This window comes from Uruburuella suis (genome assembly GCF_022870845.1).
Lineage (GTDB): Bacteria > Pseudomonadota > Gammaproteobacteria > Burkholderiales > Neisseriaceae > Neisseria > Neisseria suis.
Map to the genome: position 1 here is coordinate 1,731,095 of NZ_CP091507.1, position 21,045 is coordinate 1,752,139.

A 21,045-nucleotide genomic window follows, 5' to 3' on the forward strand; every position below is an offset into this window, starting at 1 on the left:
AAACCACATGAAAGGCATTTGCCCATGCGTGAACATTTGCTGCAATGGCTCAGCAGCCACGGTTATTCCCACTCTGATTTGGTGGTGAATATTGTGATGATAGGCTTGATTATCCTCACCACTTTGCTGCTGCACGCTTTTATCCATTACGGCCTTTTCCGCTTTTTAGGCAAGCGCTTGCAGGCGTCGAAGCTGCTTTTTCTGAATATTTTGAGCCAGCAAAAGCTGTTTAGCAATTTGGCGCTCACCATTCAGGGCGTGTTGCTGGCGGTGCAGCTGCGCATTTGGCTGCCGGCGAGCGAATGGCGCGAAGGCTTGATTACGCTCACCAATATTTGGTGCTTGGTGTTTGGCCTGCTTGCTATTTTTGCACTGCTCGACACGCTGCAAACTTATTTGTTCCGCCGCAATCTGGCGCAGCATTTTCCGGTGCGCGGGCTCGTGCAAACCATTAAGCTTTTGGCTTCTATCGGCATTGTGATTTTGCTGATTTCACTTTTGCTCGGCCAATCGCCCCTAATTTTGCTCAGCGGCTTGGGTGCGATGACGGCAGTGTTGATGCTGGTGTTTAAAGATCCGATTTTGGGCTTGGTGGCCGGCATCCAGCTTTCGGCCAACCGCATGCTCAATATCGGCGACTGGCTGGAAATGCCGAAATACGGCGCCGACGGCAGCGTGACCGATATCGGGCTCACCACGGTGAAAGTGCAAAACTGGGACAACACCGTCACCACCCTGCCCACTTATGCGCTGATTTCCGATTCGTTTAAAAACTGGCGCCACATGAGCGAATCTGGCGGACGGCGCATCAAGCGGGCGGTGTATATCGACAGCAACAGCGTGCATTTTTTAAGCGCTGCCGAAATCGCCCATCTGCGCCAAAGCCGCCTGCTCACCGATTATCTCGACACGCGCCAGGCTTCGATACGCGAATTCAACGAAGCCAACCACATTGATAACCCGAGCTATTTAAACGGCCGCCACCTCACCAATTTGGGCACTTTCCGCGCTTATTTGCAGCAATATCTGGAAAACAACCGCCACATCCGCAAAGACATGACGCTGATGGTGCGCCAGCTCGATGCGGGCGACAAAGGCATTCCGCTGGAAATTTATTGCTTCACCAACACGGTGGTGTGGGCGGAATACGAGGGCATACAGGCCGATATTTTCGACCACATTTTTGCCGTGGCCGGTGAATTCGGCTTGCGCATTTATCAGGCACCCAGCGGCTATGATTTACAGGGAATGGGAAAATAAGCGATTTAAATCATTAATATAAAAGGCCGTCTGAAAGCTTTCAGTAATAATATCGCTTGAGTTGATAAACCCAACGTTTCAGACGGCTTATGGCTTTAACCTACCCCGTTGTGTCACTTTTTTATGCATTTCATTATAAAAGGCCGTCTGAACGCTTTCAGACGGCCTTTCGTTCATGCATCTTTATATACAATCAATAGCGGGTAATCACCGCCATGCCGCGCATGGGGTTGATGCTTTTCAGGCTGCCGTTGTCGGCAAATTTCACTTGGGCGCCGGTGGCCAGCGCTTTTTCGATGATTTCGTCCACAATGTCTGCATAGCCGTTTTGGCCGACCGAGCCGCCCAATATTTCGGTGATTTCGCGGCCATCATCGCTCACCTCGGCTGCAATATGCAGATCTTCTTCCACCACCAACACATCGGCGCGCCCTTCGTTGACGGCCTGCCAGATTTCGTTTAAGCCGCCCACAAAAAGGTTGTTGCTCTTGGCCGTTTCCAAATCGGCATTCACCCGAGTGCGCGCCTCTGCCAGCGCTTCTTTGATTTGCGGCCAAATGCGTTGTGCCAATTGGTGCTCGCTATCGCTGTTGAGGCCGCTGTTGATATAAAGCATCACTTGTGCCTGATTGCGCGCGCCTTCTTTGAAATGGCCGATATTGCGGTCGACTCCGGCCACCACGATGGGCGCGGCAATCTGCTTTTGCGCTTCAAGCAGCGCATCGCCCACTTCGCGCATATGGTCGGTGATCATTTGGTCGCGCACATGGCTGATGTCTTGGCTGGGGTTGGCTTCGGCGGTTTCTTCGGCCAGGCTGAAAGGAAAGCCATAGGCATTCACTTCGTCGAGCGCATCTTTGTGCCCCACAAAAAGCCGTGTGCCGTGCTCGCTCAGCACGGTGAGCAGATAAAGCGGGCTGCGGTTGAGGGCATACACCAAATCGCGGGTGAGAAAATTATCGGCCACGGTGACGCGCTCGGGCAGGCAGAAAGGCAGGTGGAAAAGCTCGGCATAATCGGCGCTGGCAAAAATCACCAAGCCGTCGAGGTTGTGGCGGTGGCTCACGCCGGCGGCCAAGCGGTTGATTTTTTCAGCAATCGGCGCGCTTTCACGCTTGCCGAAATCTTTTTCCAAACGGCTGATGGCTTCGTTGACCAGATTTTTCAGACGGATGGCGTCTTTTTCATTGTCGGGGTAGGTGCGGTGGGTCGGCAAGGTGAGGGTAACGCTGGGGTTGGATTGCAGGCGTTGGATATTTTTAATGGTGTGCAAATTCATGGTTTCTCCCTATCGTGTTTCACTTTAAGAATCATTGCCCGCATTAGACGGGCAACGGCCTGAATGCTTGCTGCCTTTTCAGGTGTACAGGCCGAAGCGGCGCGGCTCAAGCCTTTTTAAGCTTTTTAACACGCAGGCTGCAAAGCGAAAGCCGCATTGGCATGTGGCAAAATCTTAGTCAAAACCCTTTTTGCGCCAAACACATAAAATAAAAAATCGATTGCCAATCAAGCCGGTAAACGTCAACATTAGGGTGCACGGCTTGACAGTTTGTTAACAAGGCCGCTATAAGCAAACCATATCATTTCCTGCCAAAAGCCTGCCATGATACCGATTACCCTCTCCCCCATCAGCGAATCCGCCCTCGTTTGCACGCTGCCGCCGCCTGCCGAATTGGGCAAGCAGCAGCGGCTGTGGGCGTTTGCCGAGGCCGCGGCGGCGTTGCCCGGCGTGCTGGAAACCGTTGCCGGCATGAATAATCTCACCGTGTTTGCCCTGCCCGACACGGATTTAAACCGGCTTTCAGACGGCCTGAAAAATCTGTGGCCGCACATTAAAGCCGACACCCACCAAGGCCGGCATGTGGATATTCCGGTGCGCTATGGCGGCGAATTCGGCGCCGATTTGGCCGAAGTGGCGGCCTTTCACCGCACCACACCCGCCGAAATCGTGCGCCGACACACCGCGCCTGTTTACACCGTGTTTATGATGGGCTTTCAGCCCGGCTTTCCTTATTTGGGCGGCCTGCCCGAGCATCTGCACACGCCACGCCGCGCCGAGCCGCGCACCGAAGTGCCCGCAGGCTCGGTGGGCATAGGCGGCAGCCAAACCGGCGTGTATCCCTTTACCTCGCCCGGCGGCTGGCAGCTCATCGGCCGCACCGACATCGCTTTGTTTCAGACGGCTTCTTATCCGCCCACGCTTTTGCTCGCCGGCGACACCGTGCGCTTTGTGGCCGAGGAGGTACGCTTATGATGCGCATACACAGCGTGCAGGCCATTGCACACATTCAAGATTTGGGCCGCTTCGGCCTGCGCCGTTTCGGCATCGGCCACGCCGGCGCGATGGACACGCTCGCCTTGCAGGCCGGCAACCTGCTGCTGGGCAACGAAACCGGCGCGGCGGCGCTCGAAATCGCATTGGGCGGCATCAGCGTATCGTTTACGCGTGACACGCCTTTCTGCCTCACCGGCGCCATTTATGAAGCCGCGCTTGAAGAGCAGCCCGTGTATTCCTATTGGCGCTACACCGCGCGGCGCGGCCAAACGCTCACGCTCAAGCGCGCCGTGCAGGGCATGTATGGCTATTTATGCGTGGCCGGCGGCTTTGATGTGCCCGAAATTTTGGGCGCGCGCAGCACCGATTTAAAAGCGGCTTTCGGCGGCTTTCAAGGCCACTGCCTGCAAGCGGGTGATGAAGTGCCGCTAGGCGCAGGCGCGCGCAGCCTCTCGCACATCGGCGTGGCGCCGATCACCCCCGCCACCAGCATCCGCGCCCTGCCCTCATCTGAATATGCCGCTTTCGGCCTTGACGCCCAGCGGGCGCTGTGGCAGCAGCCTTGGGTGTTGCAAAGCAACAGCAACCGCATGGGCTACCGCTTCAGCGGCGAAACGCTGGCGCTGGCGCAGCCGCTGGAAATGCTCTCGCATGCCGTGCCTTTCGGCACCATACAAGTGCCGCCCTCGGGGCAGCCGATTGTGCTGATGGCCGACACCCAAACCACCGGCGGCTACCCGAAAATCGCCTGCGTGGTGGCGGCCGATTTGGGGCGGCTGGCGCAAGTGCGCTTTGGCAGCGAAATTTATTTTCAAATATGCAGCGCCGAAGAAGCCGCAAAACTGCACCTGAAAAACCAAATCTATTTAAACCAAATCAAAAGGATAGCCGATTATGCACGTTGATTTGAATGCCGATCTCGCCGAAGGCTGCGGCAGCGACAAAGCCTTGCTGCAACGCGTTTCCTCCGCCAACATCGCCTGCGCCCTGCATGCAGGCAGCGCCGCCGACATGCAGCGCGCGCTGACATGGGCGAAGCAACACAGCGTGCGCATCGGTGCGCACCCGGGCTACCCCGACCGCGAAAACTTCGGTCGCACCAATATGCACCTGCCCGCAGCCGAATTGAATGCCTATCTGCACTATCAGCTCGGCGCGCTGCAAGCCTTGTGCGATGCCGAAGGGCTTCAGACGGCCTATGTGAAGCCGCACGGTGCGCTTTACAACCAAGCCGCCGCCGATCGCAAATTGGCTGATGCGCTGGCCGAAAGTGTGCGCCGCTTCAACCCCGAATTAAAGCTGATGGCGCTCTCGGGCAGCCAGTTGCTTGAGGCCGGTAAAGCCGCCGGTTTAGACGTGATTTCGGAAGTGTTTGCCGACCGCCGCTATATGCCCGACGGCTCGCTGGTGCCGCGCAGCAGAGCCGATGCGCAAATCAGCAGCGATGAAGAAGCGATTGCGCAAGTGTTGCAGATGGTGCAAACCGGCACGGTAAACACGGTTGACGGCGGCGGAAAAATCGCGGTGCAGGCCGACAGCATTTGTTTACACGGCGACGGCGCACACGCGCTGGAATTTGCCGACAAAATCAGCGCGGCTTTAAAAGCGAACGGCATTCGGATTGAGGCCGTCTGAAACTGCATGGCATCCATGCCCAAATCAGCTTTGCCGCCCCGCCCGTTTTAATCAATCCTTAAAAGGAGCATTCCATGTCTCAATCTTCCAACCGCAGCGTGCTGCTGGGCGCGGCTTTCCTGATGGCCACTTCCGCCATCGGCCCGGGCTTTCTCACCCAAACCGCCACCTTCACGCAAACGCTGCTGGCGAGCTTCGGCTTTGTGATTTTGCTCTCGATTCTGCTCGACATCGGCGCGCAGTTGAATATTTGGCGCATCATCGCCGTGTCGGAGCAGCGTGCGCAGGATATTGCCAACAAAGTGCTGCCCGGCGCGGGCTATTTATTGGCGCTTTTGATTGTGATGGGCGGGCTGGCGTTCAACATCGGCAACGTCGGCGGCGCGGGCTTGGGCTTAAACATTCTCACCGGCCTCTCGCCCGAAACCGGCGCGATTATCAGCGGCCTGATTGCCATCGGCATTTTCCTGTTTCGCGAAGCCGGCAAAGTGATGGACCGATTCGCCCAAATCATGGGCTTTATCATGATTGCGCTCACCGTGTATGTGGCGTTTAAAGCCAGCCCGCCGCTGGGCGAAGCCGCTTTGCGCACATTTGTGCCGCTTGAATTGGATGCCATCGCCATTGTGACGCTGGTGGGCGGCACCGTGGGCGGCTACATCACTTTTGCCGGCGCCCACCGCCTGCTCGATGCCGGCATCAAAGGCAAGGCGGCGCTGCCCGAAGTGAGCAAAAGCTCGATTTCGGCGATTCTGATTGCCTCGGTGATGCGTGTGGTGCTCTTTTTGGCCGTGCTCGGCGTGGTGTCGCAAGGCGTGGCGCTCGACCCGAAAAATCCGGCTTCCACCCCGTTTGAATATGTGGCGGGCAATATCGGCCTGCTGATTTTCGGCGTGGTGATTTGGGCCGCTTCGATTACCTCGGTGATCGGCGCGGCTTATACTTCGGTGTCGTTTATCACCGGCTTTAGCCCCGCCATCGCGCGCCACCGCAATTGGTGGGTAATCGGCTTTATCGCGGTTTCCACCGCCGTGCTCGCCACCGTGGGGCGGCCGGCGCAGATTTTGGTGCTGGTGGGCACGCTCAACGGCCTGATTCTGCCTATATCGCTCGGCCTGATTTTGCTGGCAGCCTATAAAACCAATATCGTGGGCGACTACAAACACCCGCTGTGGATGACGGTGGCCGGCCTGATTGTGGTGGTGTTGATGGCGGTGTTGAGCGGCATCACGCTGGTGAAATATTTCGGTGCTTTGATGGGTTAAAAAAGCATCAAAAAGGCCGTCTGAACATTCAGACGGCCTCTCTTTATCTACACATGAATACCATTATTTCGCATCAATGCCGTATTCAATTGTCACCACCAGCCGCACATTTTTGCCGATGGTGGATTTGTCATACACGCCGCCGTAATCATCGCTGCTGCCCTCGCCGCCGTCGGCATAAATATTAAACGAGCCTTGCGAAGCCGAACGCATCGCGCCCACCGCCGCGCCGCCGGTTTTGGCGAATTCCTGCGCCCGTTTGTGGGCATCTTCGGTGGCTTGTGTGATCAGCGCGTGCTTGATGGTTTCCAGATTACTGAGCAAGTATTGCGGCGGCTCGAAGCGGATGGCTTCATTGGCCGCACGCAAGGATAAAATCGCCTGGTTGGCGGCTTGGATATCGGCCAGATTTTTGCTTTTCACCATCAACTTTTGTTCGCCGTCAAAGCCGTTTTGCACTCGTTGGTAGCGGCCGTCGCCGCTGCGGCTTTCTTCATAAGCAGGCTCCACCGTGGGCGTGAGCGTTTGGATTTCGGCCGCGCCAAAGCCGTGCTGCTGCAAAAATTTGGCCAACACCGGCTGCGCACGTTTCAGGCCGTCGAGCACTTCTTGATAAGTTGCCCCATGCACAACCACGCTGGTTTGCCATTCGGCGCTATCGGCCTGATAAGGCTTTTCAGCCAAGCCTTTCACCGTAATGGTGCCGGGCTGGCGGAAGTTTTTAAACTGAGTGCCCAGCACGAAAGCAGCGGCAATCAGGCCGACAGCCAAGGTGATGCCCAATAAAACCAGGCTTTTAGAAGGGGAATTTTCAGCCATCACGGCTCCTTTGTGTTTTGCAGATGAATATTGCTATTCTAATCAAAATAAGGCCGTCTGAAACGGTTTTTACCTGCAAGCTGCTTGCTGCAAATTGTTTCATACGGCCTTTGTTTCTTTATCCAACACCGTTTACGGATTCATCACCCGCGCAATCAGCGCTTTTTCTTTGCCCTGCATCTGCGGAATCTTCACTTCGATGCCGTTGCCCGGTGCCACGTCCACCGCTTCGCCTTTGCGCGTCATCGCGGCCAGTTGCACGGTTTGGTTGCCGCTAGGGTGGATGATTTCCAGCGTGTCGCCCACACTGAATTTGTTTTTCACTTCAATGGTGGCCCAGCCTTCGGCGTCGATTTCGGTGACTTGGCCGACAAACTGGCTTTGCTTGGCCAGTGAATGGCCGGCCAGATAGTTTTGGTATTCCTGCGTTTGGTGGCGCTCCAAAAAGCCGGGTGTGTAGCCGCGGTTGGCCAGGCCTTCCAATTCGGCCAGCAAGCCTAAGTCAAACGGCTTGCCCGCCACGGCATCGTCAATCGCTTTTCGATAAGCCTGCGCCACCCGCGCCACGTAATACACCGATTTGGTGCGCCCTTCCACTTTGAGGCTGTCCACGCCGATTTCGGCGAGCTTAGCCACTTGCTCGATGGCGCGCAAGTCTTTGGAATTCATAATATAAGTGCCGTGTTCGTCTTCCATAATCGGCATCATTTCGCCGGGGCGGTTGGCCTCTTCAATCAGAAACACTTTATCGGCAGCCGGGTGGCGCACTTGGCCGTTGATGCCTTCAAATGCGGCATTGGCTTCTTCTTGGGCGCGGTTGAAATCGAAACCTTGCAGCAATTTGGCGTCGCCCATTTCATCGGTGGCCGCATCGTGCACTTTGTAATCCCAGCGGCAGGCATTGGTGCAGGTGCCTTGGTTGGGGTCGCGGTGGTTGAAATAGCCCGAGAGCAGGCAGCGGCCGGAATAGGCGATGCACAATGCGCCGTGCACAAACACTTCCAGCTCGATATCGGGGCATTGTTGGCGGATTTCGGCAATTTCTTCGATGCTCAATTCGCGCGACAAAATAATGCGTTCCACGCCGATTTTCTGCCAGAATTTCACGCCCCACCAGTTGGTGGTGTTGGCCTGCACCGACAAATGAATCGGCACTTCCGGCCAGCGTTCGCGCACGTTCATAATCAGGCCGGGGTCGGCCATAATCAGCGCATCGGGCTGCATGGCAATCAGCGGTTCCATATCGGCCATAAAGGTTTTCAGCTTGCTGTTGTGCGGCAAGGTGTTTACCGTGAGAAAGAATTTCTTGTTGCGCGCGTGCGCTTCGCGAATGCCTTGCTCCAGCACTTCAAGCTTGGCAAATTCATTATTGCGCGCGCGCAGCGAATAGCGCGGGCTGCCGGCATACACGGCATCGGCGCCATAGTCAAACGCAGCCCTCATGCGCTCGAGGCCGCCGGCGGGCAGTAATAATTCGGGTGATTTCATGTGTGTGCTACCTGGGAAAAGTTTCAGACGGCCTTTTGTAGAGAGGCCGTCTGAAAAAATATTGTTGAATTAGAGGTTTGAAATTATCCGCTTTTTTTAGTGCAGGGTCAATTTGATATCAAGGCCGTCTGAATATTATTCAGGCAGCACCGGCTCCACCCGATAGCCCACTTGCCGCAGCCGCAAAATCAGGCCTTGTTCTCCAAATAAATGCGCCGCGCCCACCGCCACCAACGTGGGCTGCTGCGGCAGAATTTCCACCAGCCGCACCAGCCATTGCTGGTTGCGCTCTACCAGCAGCTGCTGATACATCAAATGCTGCCAAAAAGCACGATCCTGCACCGGCAGATATTTAAACTGCTCTTCAGGATCAGACACATCCTGCCACAATCGGCCGGCTTGATTGGCCTGATAATCCGCCACCAGCGTTTTTTGTTCGGCCAAAATGGTGCGGTGGTGGCGGATCAGCATATCGAGGCTGCGGCGGATTTTATCTTCCGGCACCGCGTTGAAATAATAAAGCGGCTCGAGCCGCTCCAGCGCAATCACCGGCTTTTGCTGCGCTTTTGCCTGCCGGATCAGCAAATTATCGGTGCCGCTGTGATAAGAATAGCCTTTGGGCGAATAAAGGCTCTGCACGCTCAACCAAAAAGCCCACGGCTTGAGCCGGCTGCTGCCATCCAGCGCGATGGTATCGTTGCCCTGTTGCAGCACATGGTTTAGCGCAAACATGCGCACACGCCCGATGGATTGGTCGAGCGTGCGCGTGTCGGCCATCAGCGCCGCCATGCGCGCGGCTTCAGCGGCATATTGCGGCTCGGCCAGCTCATCGGCATTCGATTCCACCACCAGCTGCGCACTTTGCTCAAGCGCGCGCTGATAATGCGCAGGCAGGCGCGCGCCCGTTTTGCCCACATGCAGCGTGCCCAAAAGATAAGAAACCGGCCGCCCCGGCTGGCTCAGCTGCCACAAAAAAGTTTCCGCTTCCGGCGCACCGCGGGCAAAGCCCGAAGCCGCGGCCAGCAGCATCAGCAGCGCTAAGAAATATTTGGCCATGCTTGCTTTCACTATAAAGCCATGCTTTCTTTCATTAAAAAAAGTTTCAGACGGCCAAGAGCCGTCTGAAACCACATCATACACAGTTTATTCTCACCAATAACGGTAAGGCCGTCTGAACGGATAATAAAAATCATCCCAATCATCATAATAATAGCGCATCTGGCGCAAACGCTGCTGAGCGATATAATTTTGCCACGCCATTTTATAGCAAGCCTGAAACATCGGGTCGGCCACTTTATCCACATATTTCAAACGGAATTCCTGCTGCTGCTTTTCGGTTTGCCCCTCGGGCGGATTGAATTGGCGCTGCATCAACATGGCCGTTTCCTTATCACATTGCCCCGCCAGCGCCACCTGCAATTCCTGCTCCTGCTTTTGCTGCGCAGCCGCCTTTGCCGCTTTTTGCTCGGGTGTGCTGGCACAAGCGGCCAGAAGCAAGGCCACCGCGCCGATTAAAGCCGCTTGAACTTTACTCATCGTTATGCTCCTTTTCTGCATCCGCATGCGGCCGACTTTACGCCATTCACGGCCTCTTTTGCAAGCGGAACAGCCACATGCCGGCCAATATTGCGCCGCCAAACCACAGCATTTCGGCACGCAGCATTCCTGCCAACACCAAAGCAGGGCCGGGACAAATACCGGCCAAGCCCCAACCGATGCCGAACAAAGCGCTGCCCGCCAGCAATCGGCGATCGATGCGCGTAGTGGCCGGCTCCTGAAAAGCAGGCGCACAAAGCGGCTTAGCCGAGCGGCTGCCGCGAAAAGCGATAAGCGTCACCAATATCGCACCGCCCATCACAAAAGCCAGCGAAGCATCCCAACGGCCAAACACATCCAAAAAATCCTGCACCTTTTGCGGATTGCTCATGCCTGAAAGCAGCAAACCGAAACCAAACAGCAAGCCCAGCAAAAACATTATCCCGTTCATACACCCGTCCCCCAAACATGGCGCAACACAAATACCGTTGCAAAACCAAACAGCATAAACACCAGCACCGCCGCCAACGAGCGCAACGACAAACGCCCCAAGCCGCACACGCCATGGCCGCTGGTGCAGCCCGAGCCCAGCCGCGTGCCGTAGCCCACCAAAAGCCCGCCGGCCACCAACAGCCAGCGATTGTCGGTGATCACCACCTCAGGCATACCGAAAGCCGCCGCATAAAGCCATGGCGACACCATCACGCCGGCCACAAAAGCCAAGCGCCACAAACGCTCAGAACCCTGCCGCTCAAACACGCCGGCCAAGATGCCGCTGCTGCCCATAATCCGGCCGTAGAGCCGCCACATCAATGCCGCCGCCAAACCGATCAACAAACCGCCGGCCAAAGCCGCCCAATATTCCTGATTCATATTCACTCCTTAAAAACACAAAATTATAATATCATAATTTTGAATTTTTAAAAGCAACTGAACATTAAGAAAGCTGAATCACTCATGGCAGCGCCTTTTATCATCTTTTTTTACGCTATGCAGCATTGGATTTTCGAGGAAATATAAGCACTACACCCTCAAAAATATGCCTTTACCAGCATAAAATTGCCGGAAAAATGCGCTCGTCAGAGCGATTCAAAGCCTCCATAAAAATAAAAAATCACATGAATACGTTTGATTCTTATTGAAGTTATTGGGCTGCCTTACCCACTTTTTTATTCTATTGTCATCCTCATGTCACAAATCTGCGACAACTGCATCTTTATTTATCGAAAAAGCTAAAAAACAATACAAACAAATTGACGATTATTTAGTTTAATTTCATACTGCCAAGCATTCCTGACAAGATTCAGGAACTTACGGGACATTACAGCGGCCAAGCCGCAATATAACAATATTGTGAAAACGAGTATTTGCTTTAGGAGTATCATTATGATCGAGATGATCGAGCGTTGGATGCCTATTTTTGCCGTGATCGGCTTTTTATCTACCTTGGGCTATTTAGGTTTGATGGTTTGGGTGATGTATGGCAAGTTTCATCAAGGTAAGAAAAAACAGCTGCCCACGCATTAATGCAGCAGGCAGACATGATTGAAAAGCCGCCGGTTTGCACGGGCGGCTTTTTGTCGGACACTTTTCTCATAACATTCAGCTGCGCGCACCGCGCACTTCTTCTGCGCGCTCAATCATGGCTGCGCGCAAATCTTCCAGCCCCAGCCCTTGAGCCACCGACACATTCACCGCCACTGCCCTGCCCGCTGCATCGCGCAACACCCCCGCCGCGCGCGCCGCTTCGCCGCTGAGCAGATCGATTTTGTTATACACAATCAGCTGCGGCACTTCATGCGCACCGATTTCTTCCAGCACTTTATCCACATCATCCATCTGCCGCTCAAATGCCGGATGGCCCGTATCCACCACATGCAAAAGCACATCGGCCAGCGCGGTTTCTTCCAGCGTGGCGGAAAAAGCCGACACCAATTTGTGCGGCAAATCGCGCACAAAGCCCACCGTGTCGGTGAGAATCACGCTCACCTCGGCCGAGAGATAAAGCCGCCGTGCGGTGGTGTCGAGCGTGGCGAATAATTGGTCTTTGGCCAACACATCGGCCTTGGTTAAGCGGTTGAACAAGCTGGATTTTCCGGCATTCGTGTAGCCCACCAGCGCAAAAGTGGGCATATTGCCGGCCATGCGCGCTTTGCGGCGGGTGGCGCGCTGCTTGTGCACGTTTTGCAGCTGCTTTTTCAAGGCGCTGATTTTCTGGCTGATCAAGCGCCGGTCGGTTTCAAGCCGGGTTTCGCCCGGGCCTTTGAGGCCGATGCCGCCTTTTTGGCTCTGCAAATGGCCGTAGCCGCGCACCAAGCGGCCGCTCAAATGGCTGAGTTGCGCCAATTCCACCTGCAATTTGCCCTCTTGTGATTGCGCCCGTTGGGCAAAAATCGCCAAAATCAAGCCCACACGATCGAGCACGCGGCATTGCAGCGCTTTTTCCAGATTGCGCTCCTGCGTGGGCGTGAGCTCGTGGTTAAACACCACCAGCTCGATTTCATGCTGCTGCACCGCTTCGGCCAGCTCTTCTGCCTTGCCGGTGCCCACAAATAAAGCGCTGTGCGCCTTATCTCGCTTGGCGGTTTCGCTGCACACCAAATCGCCGCCGCTGGCGCGCACCAAATCGGCGGCTTCGGCCTGCGCCGCCTGAAAAGCGCGCTCGCGCGTTTCGTTGGCACCGGCATAATCCGCGCTCAACATCACGCCCACCAGCATCACGCGCTCGGGCTTTTCGAGGGTTTTGTCGACAGGGAACAAGGCAGGCTTTTGGCTCAAGATGCAATCTTTCTAAAAGGCATGAATAAATAGGAAGCAGAAACAACAAACGGTTTTCAGGCCGTCTGAAAACCGTTTTGGCGTAAAGTTATTTATCCTGCTTCACCGCTTGCTCGGCGGCCGTGCGCACTTCTTCGGCAATATTTTCTACAATTTGCTGCTCATCATCCAGCACGCCTGCTTGAGCGGCAGCAACGGTTTTGGTTTCTGCGGCATCGGCACCGTTTTCACCGGCACGCTCGATCGGAGTGAGTGCCGCAGCCGCTGCAGCGGTGGCCGCAGCATCGGGGGTTGCCACGGTTTGCGGCTCAGGCTCTGCGGCCGGTGCGCTCAAAGGCAGGCGCGCCAAAATGGTGCTGCTGGCGCTCACTTTATCGCCGATGGCCACTTCTGCGCGGGCATCGGTGGGCAGATACACATCCACGCGCGAGCCGAAGCGGATAAAGCCGTAGCGCTCGCCGCGCACCACTTTTTCGCCTTCGCCGATGTAGCACAAAATGCGGCGCGCCACGAGGCCGGCCACTTGCACAAAGGTGATTTCGCGGCCGCTGCGGGTGGTGGCCAACACAGCATTGCGCTCGTTTTCGGTGCTGGCTTTATCCAGCGCGGCATTCACGAATTTGCCTTTGTTGTATTCCACCCCGGTAATGGTGCCGTCAACCGGCGCGCGCTGCGAATGCACGTTGAACACATTCATAAACACGCTGATTTTCAGCGCTTCCACATTGCGGTAGGGGTCGAGCACTTTTTCCACCACCACAATGCGCCCGTCGGCCGGACACAGCACGGCATCGGCATCTTGCGGAATCGGGCGCGAAGGGTCGCGGAAAAACTGCAAAGCAAAGGCGGTGAAAAGCCAAAACGGCAGCGACCACCAGCCGGCGCAGGCGGTTACGATGATGCTGAGCACCAAGCCTGCCGAAATAAACGGCCAGCCTTCGCGGGCGATAATCGGGTGCGGGTAAAAACGGGGCATAATGCGCTTTCCTGAAAAATGAATCTGCCGATTATAACGGATTATTTCCGACAATAAACAAAAAAGGCTGTCTGAAAGCTTTCAGACGGCCTGTCGGTTTATTTGCGGTGTGTGTTTATAAATCTTCCACCACGCCCGCATGCGCCGCGCCGCCCTTCACATACAGCACGGCCGCTTCGCGCGCAGCATGGTCGGCATACATCATGCTCGTGCCGATAATCTGGCCGTTGGCGGCTTTGAGGTTGAAATAAAGCTTGCCCGATTGGCTCTCTTTCAAATCGTAGCGGGCATCGTTGCCGGCATTGGTGCGTATCGATTCGATGCCGTTTTGTGCGGCGGCTTTGCTGCTGTATTGTTCGCTGCGCAAAATGGTTTTGTCGTGCTCATCAAGAAAATTGAAATGAAATTCGCCTGTGTCGCTTTTTTTCAATTCGAATGTTGCCATTGTGCCGCCTCCTCGTTTCATACATTCGTCGGAACCACTTAACAAACACTTTAAAATCAAGCTGTCGCGGCCACTATAATGAATTGGTTTCGCGCTTGTCAATATCTCTTTCGGCAATAATTCCAAACGTGCATCCATCAGCATCAAACAGGCCGTCTGAAAAGTGTTCAGACGGCCTCTTTATTTATTCTGCATTGTTTTATTCCAACGCTTCGGTGAGTTTTTTCTCAATCAAATCGGCATCAAACGATTTGGCAATCAGCTCGAAGCGGCTGTCGCGACGCCATGAAACCTGGCTCGCGCCCCATTGGCCGTCCACCCAGTTGAGCCACACCCAAGTGCCCAGCACTTGAAACACGCCTTTGGCGCGCACCAAGCCTTCGGTCATTTTGGGCAAATCGTTAAAAAAGTTAGTGAGCCGCTCGCCGTCGAAATCTTGGCCGGCGGCAAAGGTGAAGCCTTGCGATTGGAAGCCCATGGTGTTGTCGGGCAGGGTTTTGAGGCGGTAGCGCGATTTTTCCACCACGGGAATATCGAGCCATTCGATGTTCATCTGCGCATTGTCCACTTCGGCCACCAGCGCTTTGGGCGGAAACAGCTTGGCGGCTTTTTCGCGGAATTCGGCCAGCACTTCAGGGCCGCACAAATCGGTTTTGCTCGCCACCAACACATCGCACACGCCGATTTGGTCTTTATAAAGCGCTTGTTGTGCATAATCGGGGCTGACAAACTGGCGCGGATCCACCACGGTAAACACCGCGCCGATTTCCAGCGATTGATCCAAAGGCGGCGTTTTCAATTCATCAATCACGCTGGCCGCATGTGCCAAGCCGCTGGCTTCTATCATTAAGCGGTCGGGTGCCACATCGCGCAGCATTTTGGCCACGGTGTTGCTCATTTGCGGGCCGGCCACGCAGCAGAGGCAGCCGCCGGCAATTTCGGCCACGGGAATGCCATTATCGCTCAACACAGCGCCATCAATGCCGATTTCGCCGAATTCGTTCACAATAATCACCCATTTTTCATCCGGGTTTTTCTGCGCCATCAGGCTTTTGAGCGCGGTGGTTTTGCCGGTGCCCAAAAAGCCGGAAATTAAATGCACTTTGGTTTTTTTTACTGACATTTGCTGCATATCCCTGTTAATACCACATGTTCGTCTTGAAGCGAAAAGCCGCCGGCGGCCACACCGGCGCGCAAGGCCTGCCATTCGCGGCTGAGCGTTTGCTCGTCTACCGCGCCGCATTCGCTGCACACCAAAATAAACGCGCTGTGGTGCGGCGCGCTTTCGTGGCAATGCGCGCCGCAATCGTGCTGCGCATGGCTGCACAACACATAGCCGTTTACCGCCGCCACTTTGTGCAACACGCCCTGCTCCGCCCAAAAATCGAGCGCGCGATAAGCGGTGGGCGGCGCCACCGGGCCCTCGCTTTGCTGCTGCATTTGCGAGAGCACATTATAGGCTTTGATCACGCCGCCGGGCCGGGCAAGCACAATATCCAGCACCTGCTCGCGCAGAGCCGTCACCTGAGCGCCGTTTTGGCGGGCTTGGCTGAGGATTTGCTGCTTGATGGTTTGCATACGCTGCTTTCAGACGGCCTTCAGAGCCAATGTTATATTATAACTCGATTTGGCCGCTTTGTGCGGGCAGGCGCAACAAGCGGTAAAGCAAACCCGCCAAAGCAAACACAGCGCGTATGCAAGATATGCGCCACCGGCAAGCGCGCGTTTTTTCATTCAACAATAAGGCCGTCTGAACGATTTATGTTTCAGACGGCCTTGGTTTTTATCGCCAAAAAATCAACCTTATCCGATTAATACCAATCCAAAAAAATAACCTAACTTCGTTGTCTCGCCTTGCCGTACTATCTGTACTGTCTGCGGCTCGCCGCCTTGTTAGCTTACTTTTTTGAATTGGTATAATACCAATTCTAAAAAATAATATACAAACAGGCAGCCCGTAGGTCGGATTCTTGAATCCGACACTTGTTCGTAGAACAAGCCACGCACATCGCTTTGGCCGTTGGCCAAACGTCGGATTCAAGAATCCGACCTACGCGGATGATGTTGCCAAACTGCTTTTATTTTGTAAGGTTATTTTTTTGGATTGGTATAATACGCATCACAAGCGGTTGAGCGCCAGCCATTTCTGCAAATCTTCGGCGCTGATGCCGCCGTTTTCCTCAAAATCAAGCTTGTTCACCAACACGCCTTTGCTGTATTTGGCCAGCACGGGCGTGCCGCTGAGGCGGTATTTCTGCTTGAAGGCTGCCCAGGCGGTTTTGTCTTGATGCAGGCGGTGCACGTTGACAAACGAAAGTTTGTCTTGCAGCTTGTGTGCTTCGATGGCGCGCTTGAGCATCGGCTCGAATGCGTTGCAATCGCCGCAGCTGGGGCGGCCGATATAGGCGTAAAAGGTGTCGCCGCGTGCCACTTTGGCTTCGAAATTGGCCACGGTGAGGCTGTTGAGCTCGAAATAGATGTCGGAATACATGCCCTCTAAGCGGCGGCTGTTTTCGGCCGACAATTTCACTGCTGTTTCGGCTTCGGCAAGCCGCTCTTGCAGGGCTTGGGTTTCGTTTTTGGCGCTGCTGCATGCGCTCAAGGCCAGCGCCAGCGCAGCTAGGGCGAATAGGTTGCGTTTCATGGTAAAGCTCCTGATTTAAAAAAGGCCGTCTGAAAATATAACATGTTCAGACGGCCTTTTTATTCATCAATTAACGTTATTTGATTTACGCCAACAAAGCCACCAACACGGCCTTAATCGTGTGCATACGGTTTTCGGCCTGGTCAAACACAATTGAGGCTTCGCTTTCAAACACTTCCTCCGTTACTTCCACGCCGTCGAGGCCGAAGGTTTGGTAAATCCACTCGCCCACTTTGGTTTCGCGGTTGTGAAATGCGGGCAGGCAGTGCATAAATTTCACCTGCGGCTTGCCCGAAGCGGCCATCAATTCGGGGGTGACGCGATAAGGCTTGAGCAGATCGATGCGCTCTTGCCATGCGGCTTCCGGCTCGCCCATGCTCACCCACACATCGGTGTGGATAAAATCGACACCGGCCACGGCCTCTTGCGGATCGTCGGTGAGCAGCACGCGCGCGCCGCTGGTTTGCGCCAGCTCGTGCGCTTTGGCAATCAGGCTTTCAGACGGCCACAAGTGTTTGGGCGCGCCGATGCGCACATCCATGCCCAGCAAAGCGCCGATCAGCAGCAGCGAATTGCCCATATTGGAGCGGGCATCGCCCACATAAGCATAAGCGATTTCGTTGAGCGGCTTTTGGCTGTGCTCGCGCATGGTGAGCACGTCGGCCAGCATTTGCGTGGGGTGGAATTCGTTGGTGAGGCCGTTGAACACGGGCACGCCGGCATAAGCGGCCAGCTCTTCCACGATGGCTTGGCCGAAGCCGCGATACTCGATGCCGTCATACATGCGGCCGAGCACGCGGGCGGTGTCTTTGATGCTTTCTTTGTGGCCGATCTGGCTGCCGGTGGGTTCGAGATAGGTAACACCGGCGCCTTGGTCCATCGCGGCCACTTCAAAAGCGCAGCGGGTGCGGGTGGAAGTTTTCTCGAAAATCAAGGCGATGTTTTTGCCTTTGAGCTTCGGCACTTCTGCGCCGGCTTTTTTGGCCGCTTTCAATTCGGCCGACAAATCGAGCAGATAGTGGATTTCGGCGGGGGTGAAATCGAGCAGTTTTAAAAAATGGCGGTTTTTCAGGTTCATGGCATTACTCTGCTTTCTGGCTTGATTGAATCCGGCTTTCAGACGGCCTCAGCGCTTGTTTGCAATCTTTTTTCTATTGCTAGGGGCTGTTCACAATTCATCCGTGCGTAAGATTTTGAGCGCAAAAGCGTGGCTGCAAGGCGAAAAGCACAGCAAGGTTGAACACCTTGCGAGCATTTTCAACGCGGCAGGCGCGTTTTTGAGCCAAAAGATTGCCACGAGATGAATTGTAAACAGCCCCTAACAGGCGCTCATAATAATTGCCGCATCATTTCTTCATAAATAGCCGACAAACGGGGAATATCCGCCAGCAGCACATTTTCGTTAATCTGGTGGATGCTCGCATTGCAGGGCCCCAATTCAATCAGCTCGGCGGCAATGGCTTTGATAAAACGGCCGTCTGAAGTGCCGCCGCTGGTGGAAAGCTCGGCTTTGATGCCGCACACTTTCTCAATCGCGGCCTGCGCCACTTCGGTGAGCCGGCCGGCGGCGGTGAGAAAGGGCTGGCCGGAGCATTGCCATTCGATATCGTAGGCGATGCCGTGTTTGTCGAGCACATCGTGCACGCGCTGTTTGAGGCCGATGTCGGTGGATTCGGTGGAAAAGCGGAAATTGAATTTCACGTTGAGCGCGCCGGGTATCACATTGGTGGCACCGGTGCCGCCGTTGATGTTGGACACTTGAAAGCCGGTGGGCGGGAAATAGGCGTTGCCTTTGTCCCATTCGGCGGCGGAGAGCTCGGCCAGCGCAGGCGCGAAGGTGTGCACCGGGTTCACCGCCAAATGCGGGTAAGCGATATGGCCTTGCTTGCCTTTCACGGTGAGGTTGCCCGAGAGTGAGCCGCGGCGGCCGTTTTTGAGGGTGTCGCCCAGCTTTTCCACTGCGGTGGGCTCGCCCACAATGCAATAATCAATTGATTCGCCGCGCGCTTTGAGCGCATCCACCACTTTGGTGGTGCCATCGTAAGCATCGCCCTCTTCATCAGAGGTAATCAGCAAGGCGATGCTGCCTTTGTGCGCCGTGTTTTCCGCCACAAAGCGCTCGCATGCGGTTACAAAACAGGCGATGCTGGTTTTCATGTCGGCCGCGCCGCGCCCGTAAAGCCGAGCGTTGCGCTCGGTGGGCACAAAAGGCGGCGAATCCCATTTTTCCACGGGGCCGCTGGGCACCACATCGGTGTGGCCGGCAAAACACAAAAGCGGCGCTTCGCTGCCGCGCCGCGCCCAGATATTTTGGGTGTTGCCAAAGTGCATGGTTTCGATGGTGAAGCCGATTTTTTGCAGGCGCGCAGCCAAAATGGCCTGGCATTGTTTGTCGTCGGGGGTAACAGAAGCTTCGGCGATTAATTGTTTGGCTAAGCTTAATGATTGGGTTTCGTTCATACACGCTCGTGTGAATTTAAAGATAAAGGCCGTCTGAAAAGTCTTTCAGACGGCCTTTTGACATTTCGTGCTTATTTATAGCCTGATTTGCTTGATTTGCCAAGATGTAAGGGTTTGCTTACATTTCATCACACGGTAATAACACAGTAATCTATCGGCGAAAAAACGCGTCTGCTGCGTTGAAAATGTGCGCAACGTGTTCAACCTTGCGGTGCTTCCGCCTTGCAAGCACACTTTTTCGCTCAAAATCTTATCCGCGGATGAGGTGTGGGCAAGCCTTTAGTCAAAATATGTAAATTTCGCGCGCTTCACGTTGCACAACAATTCATAAGCGATGGTGCCGGCGGCGGCGGCCACTTCGTTTACATGCACCACATCGCCCCATAATTCCACTTCATCGCCGAGCCCTTCGCGCGACACATCCAATTCGATGGTGATCATGTCCATCGACACGCGGCCGAGCAGGCGGCTGCGGTGGCTGCCGATGGCCACGGGCGTGTCGGTGCCGGCGAGGCGCGGGTAGCCGTCGGCATAGCCGCAGGCAATCAGACCCACGCGGGTGGATTTGCTGGTATAAAACGTGGCGCCGTAGCCGATGGGCGAATGCGGCTGCAACACGCGCTCGCCAAACACCGCCGTGCTCAGGCGCATCACCGGACGCAAGCGCTCATCGGTGCCGCCAAAGGGGCTCGCGCCGTAGAGTGCAATGCCCGCCCTGCCCCAATCGCGCCGCGCGGCAGGGTGGGCAAGCATAGCGGCGGAATTGGCCAGGCTCTCTTCACCGGGCAGGCCTTCGCAGGCCAGATCAAACGCTTCGATCTGCATTTCGGTCATGCCGCTGCCCGGCTCGTCGGCGCAGGCAAAATGGCTGAATTTCACAATCTCGGCCACCTTGGCCGATTGCTTCAAGGCGGTGTAGGCGGCGGCGAAATTGTGCGGGAAAAAGCCGGCGCGGTGCATGCCCGAATCCATTTTGAGCCACACGTTTACCGGCTGCTGCCAATCGTGCGCCAGCAAGGCTTCGAGCTGCCATTGGCTGCCTACTGCCGGCCACAAACGGTGTTGGTCGATTAATGCATATTCGGCCGCTTCAAACACACCTTCGAGCAGCACAATCGGCTTGTCGATGCCGCCTTCGCGCAATTCCAAGGCCTCTTCGATGGTGGCCACGGCAAAGCCGTCGGCGATGTCGGCCAGCGCATGGGCGCAACGCAATGCGCCGTGGCCGTAGGCATTGGCTTTCACCACCGCCAGCAATTTATTGCCGTGGATATGCTTGAGGGCTTGGTAATTGTGGCGTAGGTTTTCCAGGCGGATTTGGGCATTGAGCGGGCGCATGTTCTGTATTCCTTCTGAGGCCGTCTGAAATATTTTCAGACGGCCTGATTGATTCAAAATAATAAAAAATAATAAAATGAAACGATTATAATACCAATTCAAAAAAGTAAGCGAACAAGGCGGCAG

22 protein-coding genes are annotated in these 21,045 nt (G+C 55.3%); 6 read left to right on the forward strand and 16 right to left on the reverse strand.

Features of this window, described 5'->3' with window-relative positions; genetic code table 11:
* Window positions 1-24 precede the first annotated feature (24 nt).
* The gene (locus LVJ78_RS07810) at window positions 25-1,260 is read left to right on the forward strand and encodes a mechanosensitive ion channel family protein (protein WP_132954313.1); all 1,236 of its coding nucleotides are present in this window, start codon (window positions 25-27) and stop codon (window positions 1,258-1,260) included.
* A 193-nt stretch (window positions 1,261-1,453) separates the two neighbouring features.
* Here LVJ78_RS07810 and LVJ78_RS07815 read toward each other — a convergent pair whose 3' ends face one another.
* Window positions 1,454-2,539 carry an AOC03_06830 family ribosome hibernation factor gene (locus LVJ78_RS07815; RefSeq protein WP_132954312.1) on the reverse strand — a complete coding sequence of 362 codons (1,086 nt, stop codon included), beginning with the start codon at window positions 2,537-2,539 and terminating at the stop codon, window positions 1,454-1,456.
* 324 nt (window positions 2,540-2,863) lie between these two features.
* On the opposite strand from LVJ78_RS07815, the gene pxpB reads away from it, so the two are divergent.
* From pxpB to LVJ78_RS07835, 4 genes are all read left to right on the forward strand, one after another.
* A complete protein-coding gene (gene pxpB, locus LVJ78_RS07820) occupies window positions 2,864-3,514 on the forward strand; it encodes a 5-oxoprolinase subunit PxpB (RefSeq protein ID WP_132954311.1) in 651 nt (216 codons plus the stop codon).
* Entirely contained in the window at window positions 3,511-4,440 is a 930-nt protein-coding gene (locus tag LVJ78_RS07825) for a 5-oxoprolinase subunit C family protein (protein WP_132954310.1), read from the forward strand. Before pxpB ends, LVJ78_RS07825 begins: the two co-directional genes overlap by 4 nt.
* Window positions 4,427-5,170, forward strand: coding sequence for a 5-oxoprolinase subunit PxpA (gene pxpA / locus LVJ78_RS07830; RefSeq protein ID WP_207894319.1), 744 nt, complete (start codon window positions 4,427-4,429; stop codon window positions 5,168-5,170). Before LVJ78_RS07825 ends, pxpA begins: the two co-directional genes overlap by 14 nt.
* 74 nt (window positions 5,171-5,244) lie before the next feature.
* Entirely contained in the window at window positions 5,245-6,435 is a 1,191-nt protein-coding gene (locus LVJ78_RS07835; RefSeq protein WP_132954308.1) for an NRAMP family divalent metal transporter, read from the forward strand.
* Between the two features lie 63 nt (window positions 6,436-6,498).
* Here the strand turns inward: LVJ78_RS07835 and LVJ78_RS07840 are convergent, their stop codons facing one another.
* From LVJ78_RS07840 to LVJ78_RS07865, 6 genes are all read right to left on the reverse strand, one after another.
* On the reverse strand, window positions 6,499-7,254 hold the full coding sequence (locus LVJ78_RS07840; protein WP_132954307.1) for an SIMPL domain-containing protein: 756 nt from the start codon (window positions 7,252-7,254) through the stop codon (window positions 6,499-6,501).
* Window positions 7,255-7,386: 132 nt separating this feature from the next.
* Window positions 7,387-8,742: a prephenate-dependent tRNA uridine(34) hydroxylase TrhP gene (trhP, locus tag LVJ78_RS07845; RefSeq protein WP_132954306.1), complete on the reverse strand. Its 1,356-nt coding sequence runs from the start codon at window positions 8,740-8,742 to the stop codon at window positions 7,387-7,389.
* A 135-nt stretch (window positions 8,743-8,877) separates the two neighbouring features.
* Window positions 8,878-9,798 carry a TraB/GumN family protein gene (locus LVJ78_RS07850; protein WP_132954305.1) on the reverse strand — a complete coding sequence of 307 codons (921 nt, stop codon included), beginning with the start codon at window positions 9,796-9,798 and terminating at the stop codon, window positions 8,878-8,880.
* 93 nt (window positions 9,799-9,891) lie between these two features.
* Entirely contained in the window at window positions 9,892-10,278 is a 387-nt protein-coding gene (locus LVJ78_RS07855) for a hypothetical protein (protein ID WP_132954304.1), read from the reverse strand.
* Window positions 10,279-10,324: 46 nt separating this feature from the next.
* On the reverse strand, window positions 10,325-10,729 hold the full coding sequence (locus tag LVJ78_RS07860; RefSeq protein ID WP_132954303.1) for a DUF6691 family protein: 405 nt from the start codon (window positions 10,727-10,729) through the stop codon (window positions 10,325-10,327).
* On the reverse strand, window positions 10,726-11,151 hold the full coding sequence (locus LVJ78_RS07865; RefSeq protein ID WP_132954302.1) for a YeeE/YedE family protein: 426 nt from the start codon (window positions 11,149-11,151) through the stop codon (window positions 10,726-10,728). Before LVJ78_RS07865 ends, LVJ78_RS07860 begins: the two co-directional genes overlap by 4 nt.
* A 513-nt stretch (window positions 11,152-11,664) precedes the next feature.
* Between LVJ78_RS07865 and LVJ78_RS07870 the strand changes: the two genes are divergently transcribed.
* Window positions 11,665-11,805 carry a hypothetical protein gene (locus LVJ78_RS07870; protein WP_165870930.1) on the forward strand — a complete coding sequence of 47 codons (141 nt, stop codon included), beginning with the start codon at window positions 11,665-11,667 and terminating at the stop codon, window positions 11,803-11,805.
* A gap of 75 nt (window positions 11,806-11,880) precedes the next feature.
* Here LVJ78_RS07870 and hflX read toward each other — a convergent pair whose 3' ends face one another.
* From hflX to alr, 9 genes are all read right to left on the reverse strand, one after another.
* Complete coding sequence (gene hflX, locus LVJ78_RS07875) at window positions 11,881-12,996, reverse strand: GTPase HflX (protein ID WP_132954333.1); 1,116 nt, start codon at window positions 12,994-12,996, stop codon at window positions 11,881-11,883.
* 148 nt (window positions 12,997-13,144) lie between these two features.
* Window positions 13,145-14,032 carry a phosphatidylserine decarboxylase gene (locus LVJ78_RS07880; RefSeq protein ID WP_132954301.1) on the reverse strand — a complete coding sequence of 296 codons (888 nt, stop codon included), beginning with the start codon at window positions 14,030-14,032 and terminating at the stop codon, window positions 13,145-13,147.
* Between the two features lie 115 nt (window positions 14,033-14,147).
* Entirely contained in the window at window positions 14,148-14,477 is a 330-nt protein-coding gene (locus LVJ78_RS07885) for a YegP family protein (protein WP_132954300.1), read from the reverse strand.
* A 199-nt stretch (window positions 14,478-14,676) separates the two neighbouring features.
* Window positions 14,677-15,600 carry a CobW family GTP-binding protein gene (locus tag LVJ78_RS07890; protein ID WP_132954299.1) on the reverse strand — a complete coding sequence of 308 codons (924 nt, stop codon included), beginning with the start codon at window positions 15,598-15,600 and terminating at the stop codon, window positions 14,677-14,679.
* On the reverse strand, window positions 15,591-16,055 hold the full coding sequence (locus tag LVJ78_RS07895; RefSeq protein WP_132954298.1) for a Fur family transcriptional regulator: 465 nt from the start codon (window positions 16,053-16,055) through the stop codon (window positions 15,591-15,593). The genes LVJ78_RS07890 and LVJ78_RS07895 overlap by 10 nt, the downstream gene beginning before the upstream one ends.
* A 541-nt stretch (window positions 16,056-16,596) precedes the next feature.
* The gene (locus LVJ78_RS07900) at window positions 16,597-17,121 is read right to left on the reverse strand and encodes a thioredoxin family protein (protein ID WP_132954922.1); all 525 of its coding nucleotides are present in this window, start codon (window positions 17,119-17,121) and stop codon (window positions 16,597-16,599) included.
* Window positions 17,122-17,206: 85 nt separating this feature from the next.
* Window positions 17,207-18,199, reverse strand: a complete 993-nt coding sequence (locus LVJ78_RS07905) for an ornithine carbamoyltransferase (RefSeq protein WP_132954923.1) — start codon at window positions 18,197-18,199, stop codon at window positions 17,207-17,209.
* 251 nt (window positions 18,200-18,450) lie between these two features.
* Window positions 18,451-19,581, reverse strand: coding sequence for a succinyl-diaminopimelate desuccinylase (gene dapE, locus LVJ78_RS07910; RefSeq protein ID WP_132954924.1), 1,131 nt, complete (start codon window positions 19,579-19,581; stop codon window positions 18,451-18,453).
* A gap of 279 nt (window positions 19,582-19,860) precedes the next feature.
* Window positions 19,861-20,919: an alanine racemase gene (gene alr / locus LVJ78_RS07915; RefSeq protein WP_132954925.1), complete on the reverse strand. Its 1,059-nt coding sequence runs from the start codon at window positions 20,917-20,919 to the stop codon at window positions 19,861-19,863.
* Between the last annotated feature and the right edge of the window lie 126 nt (window positions 20,920-21,045).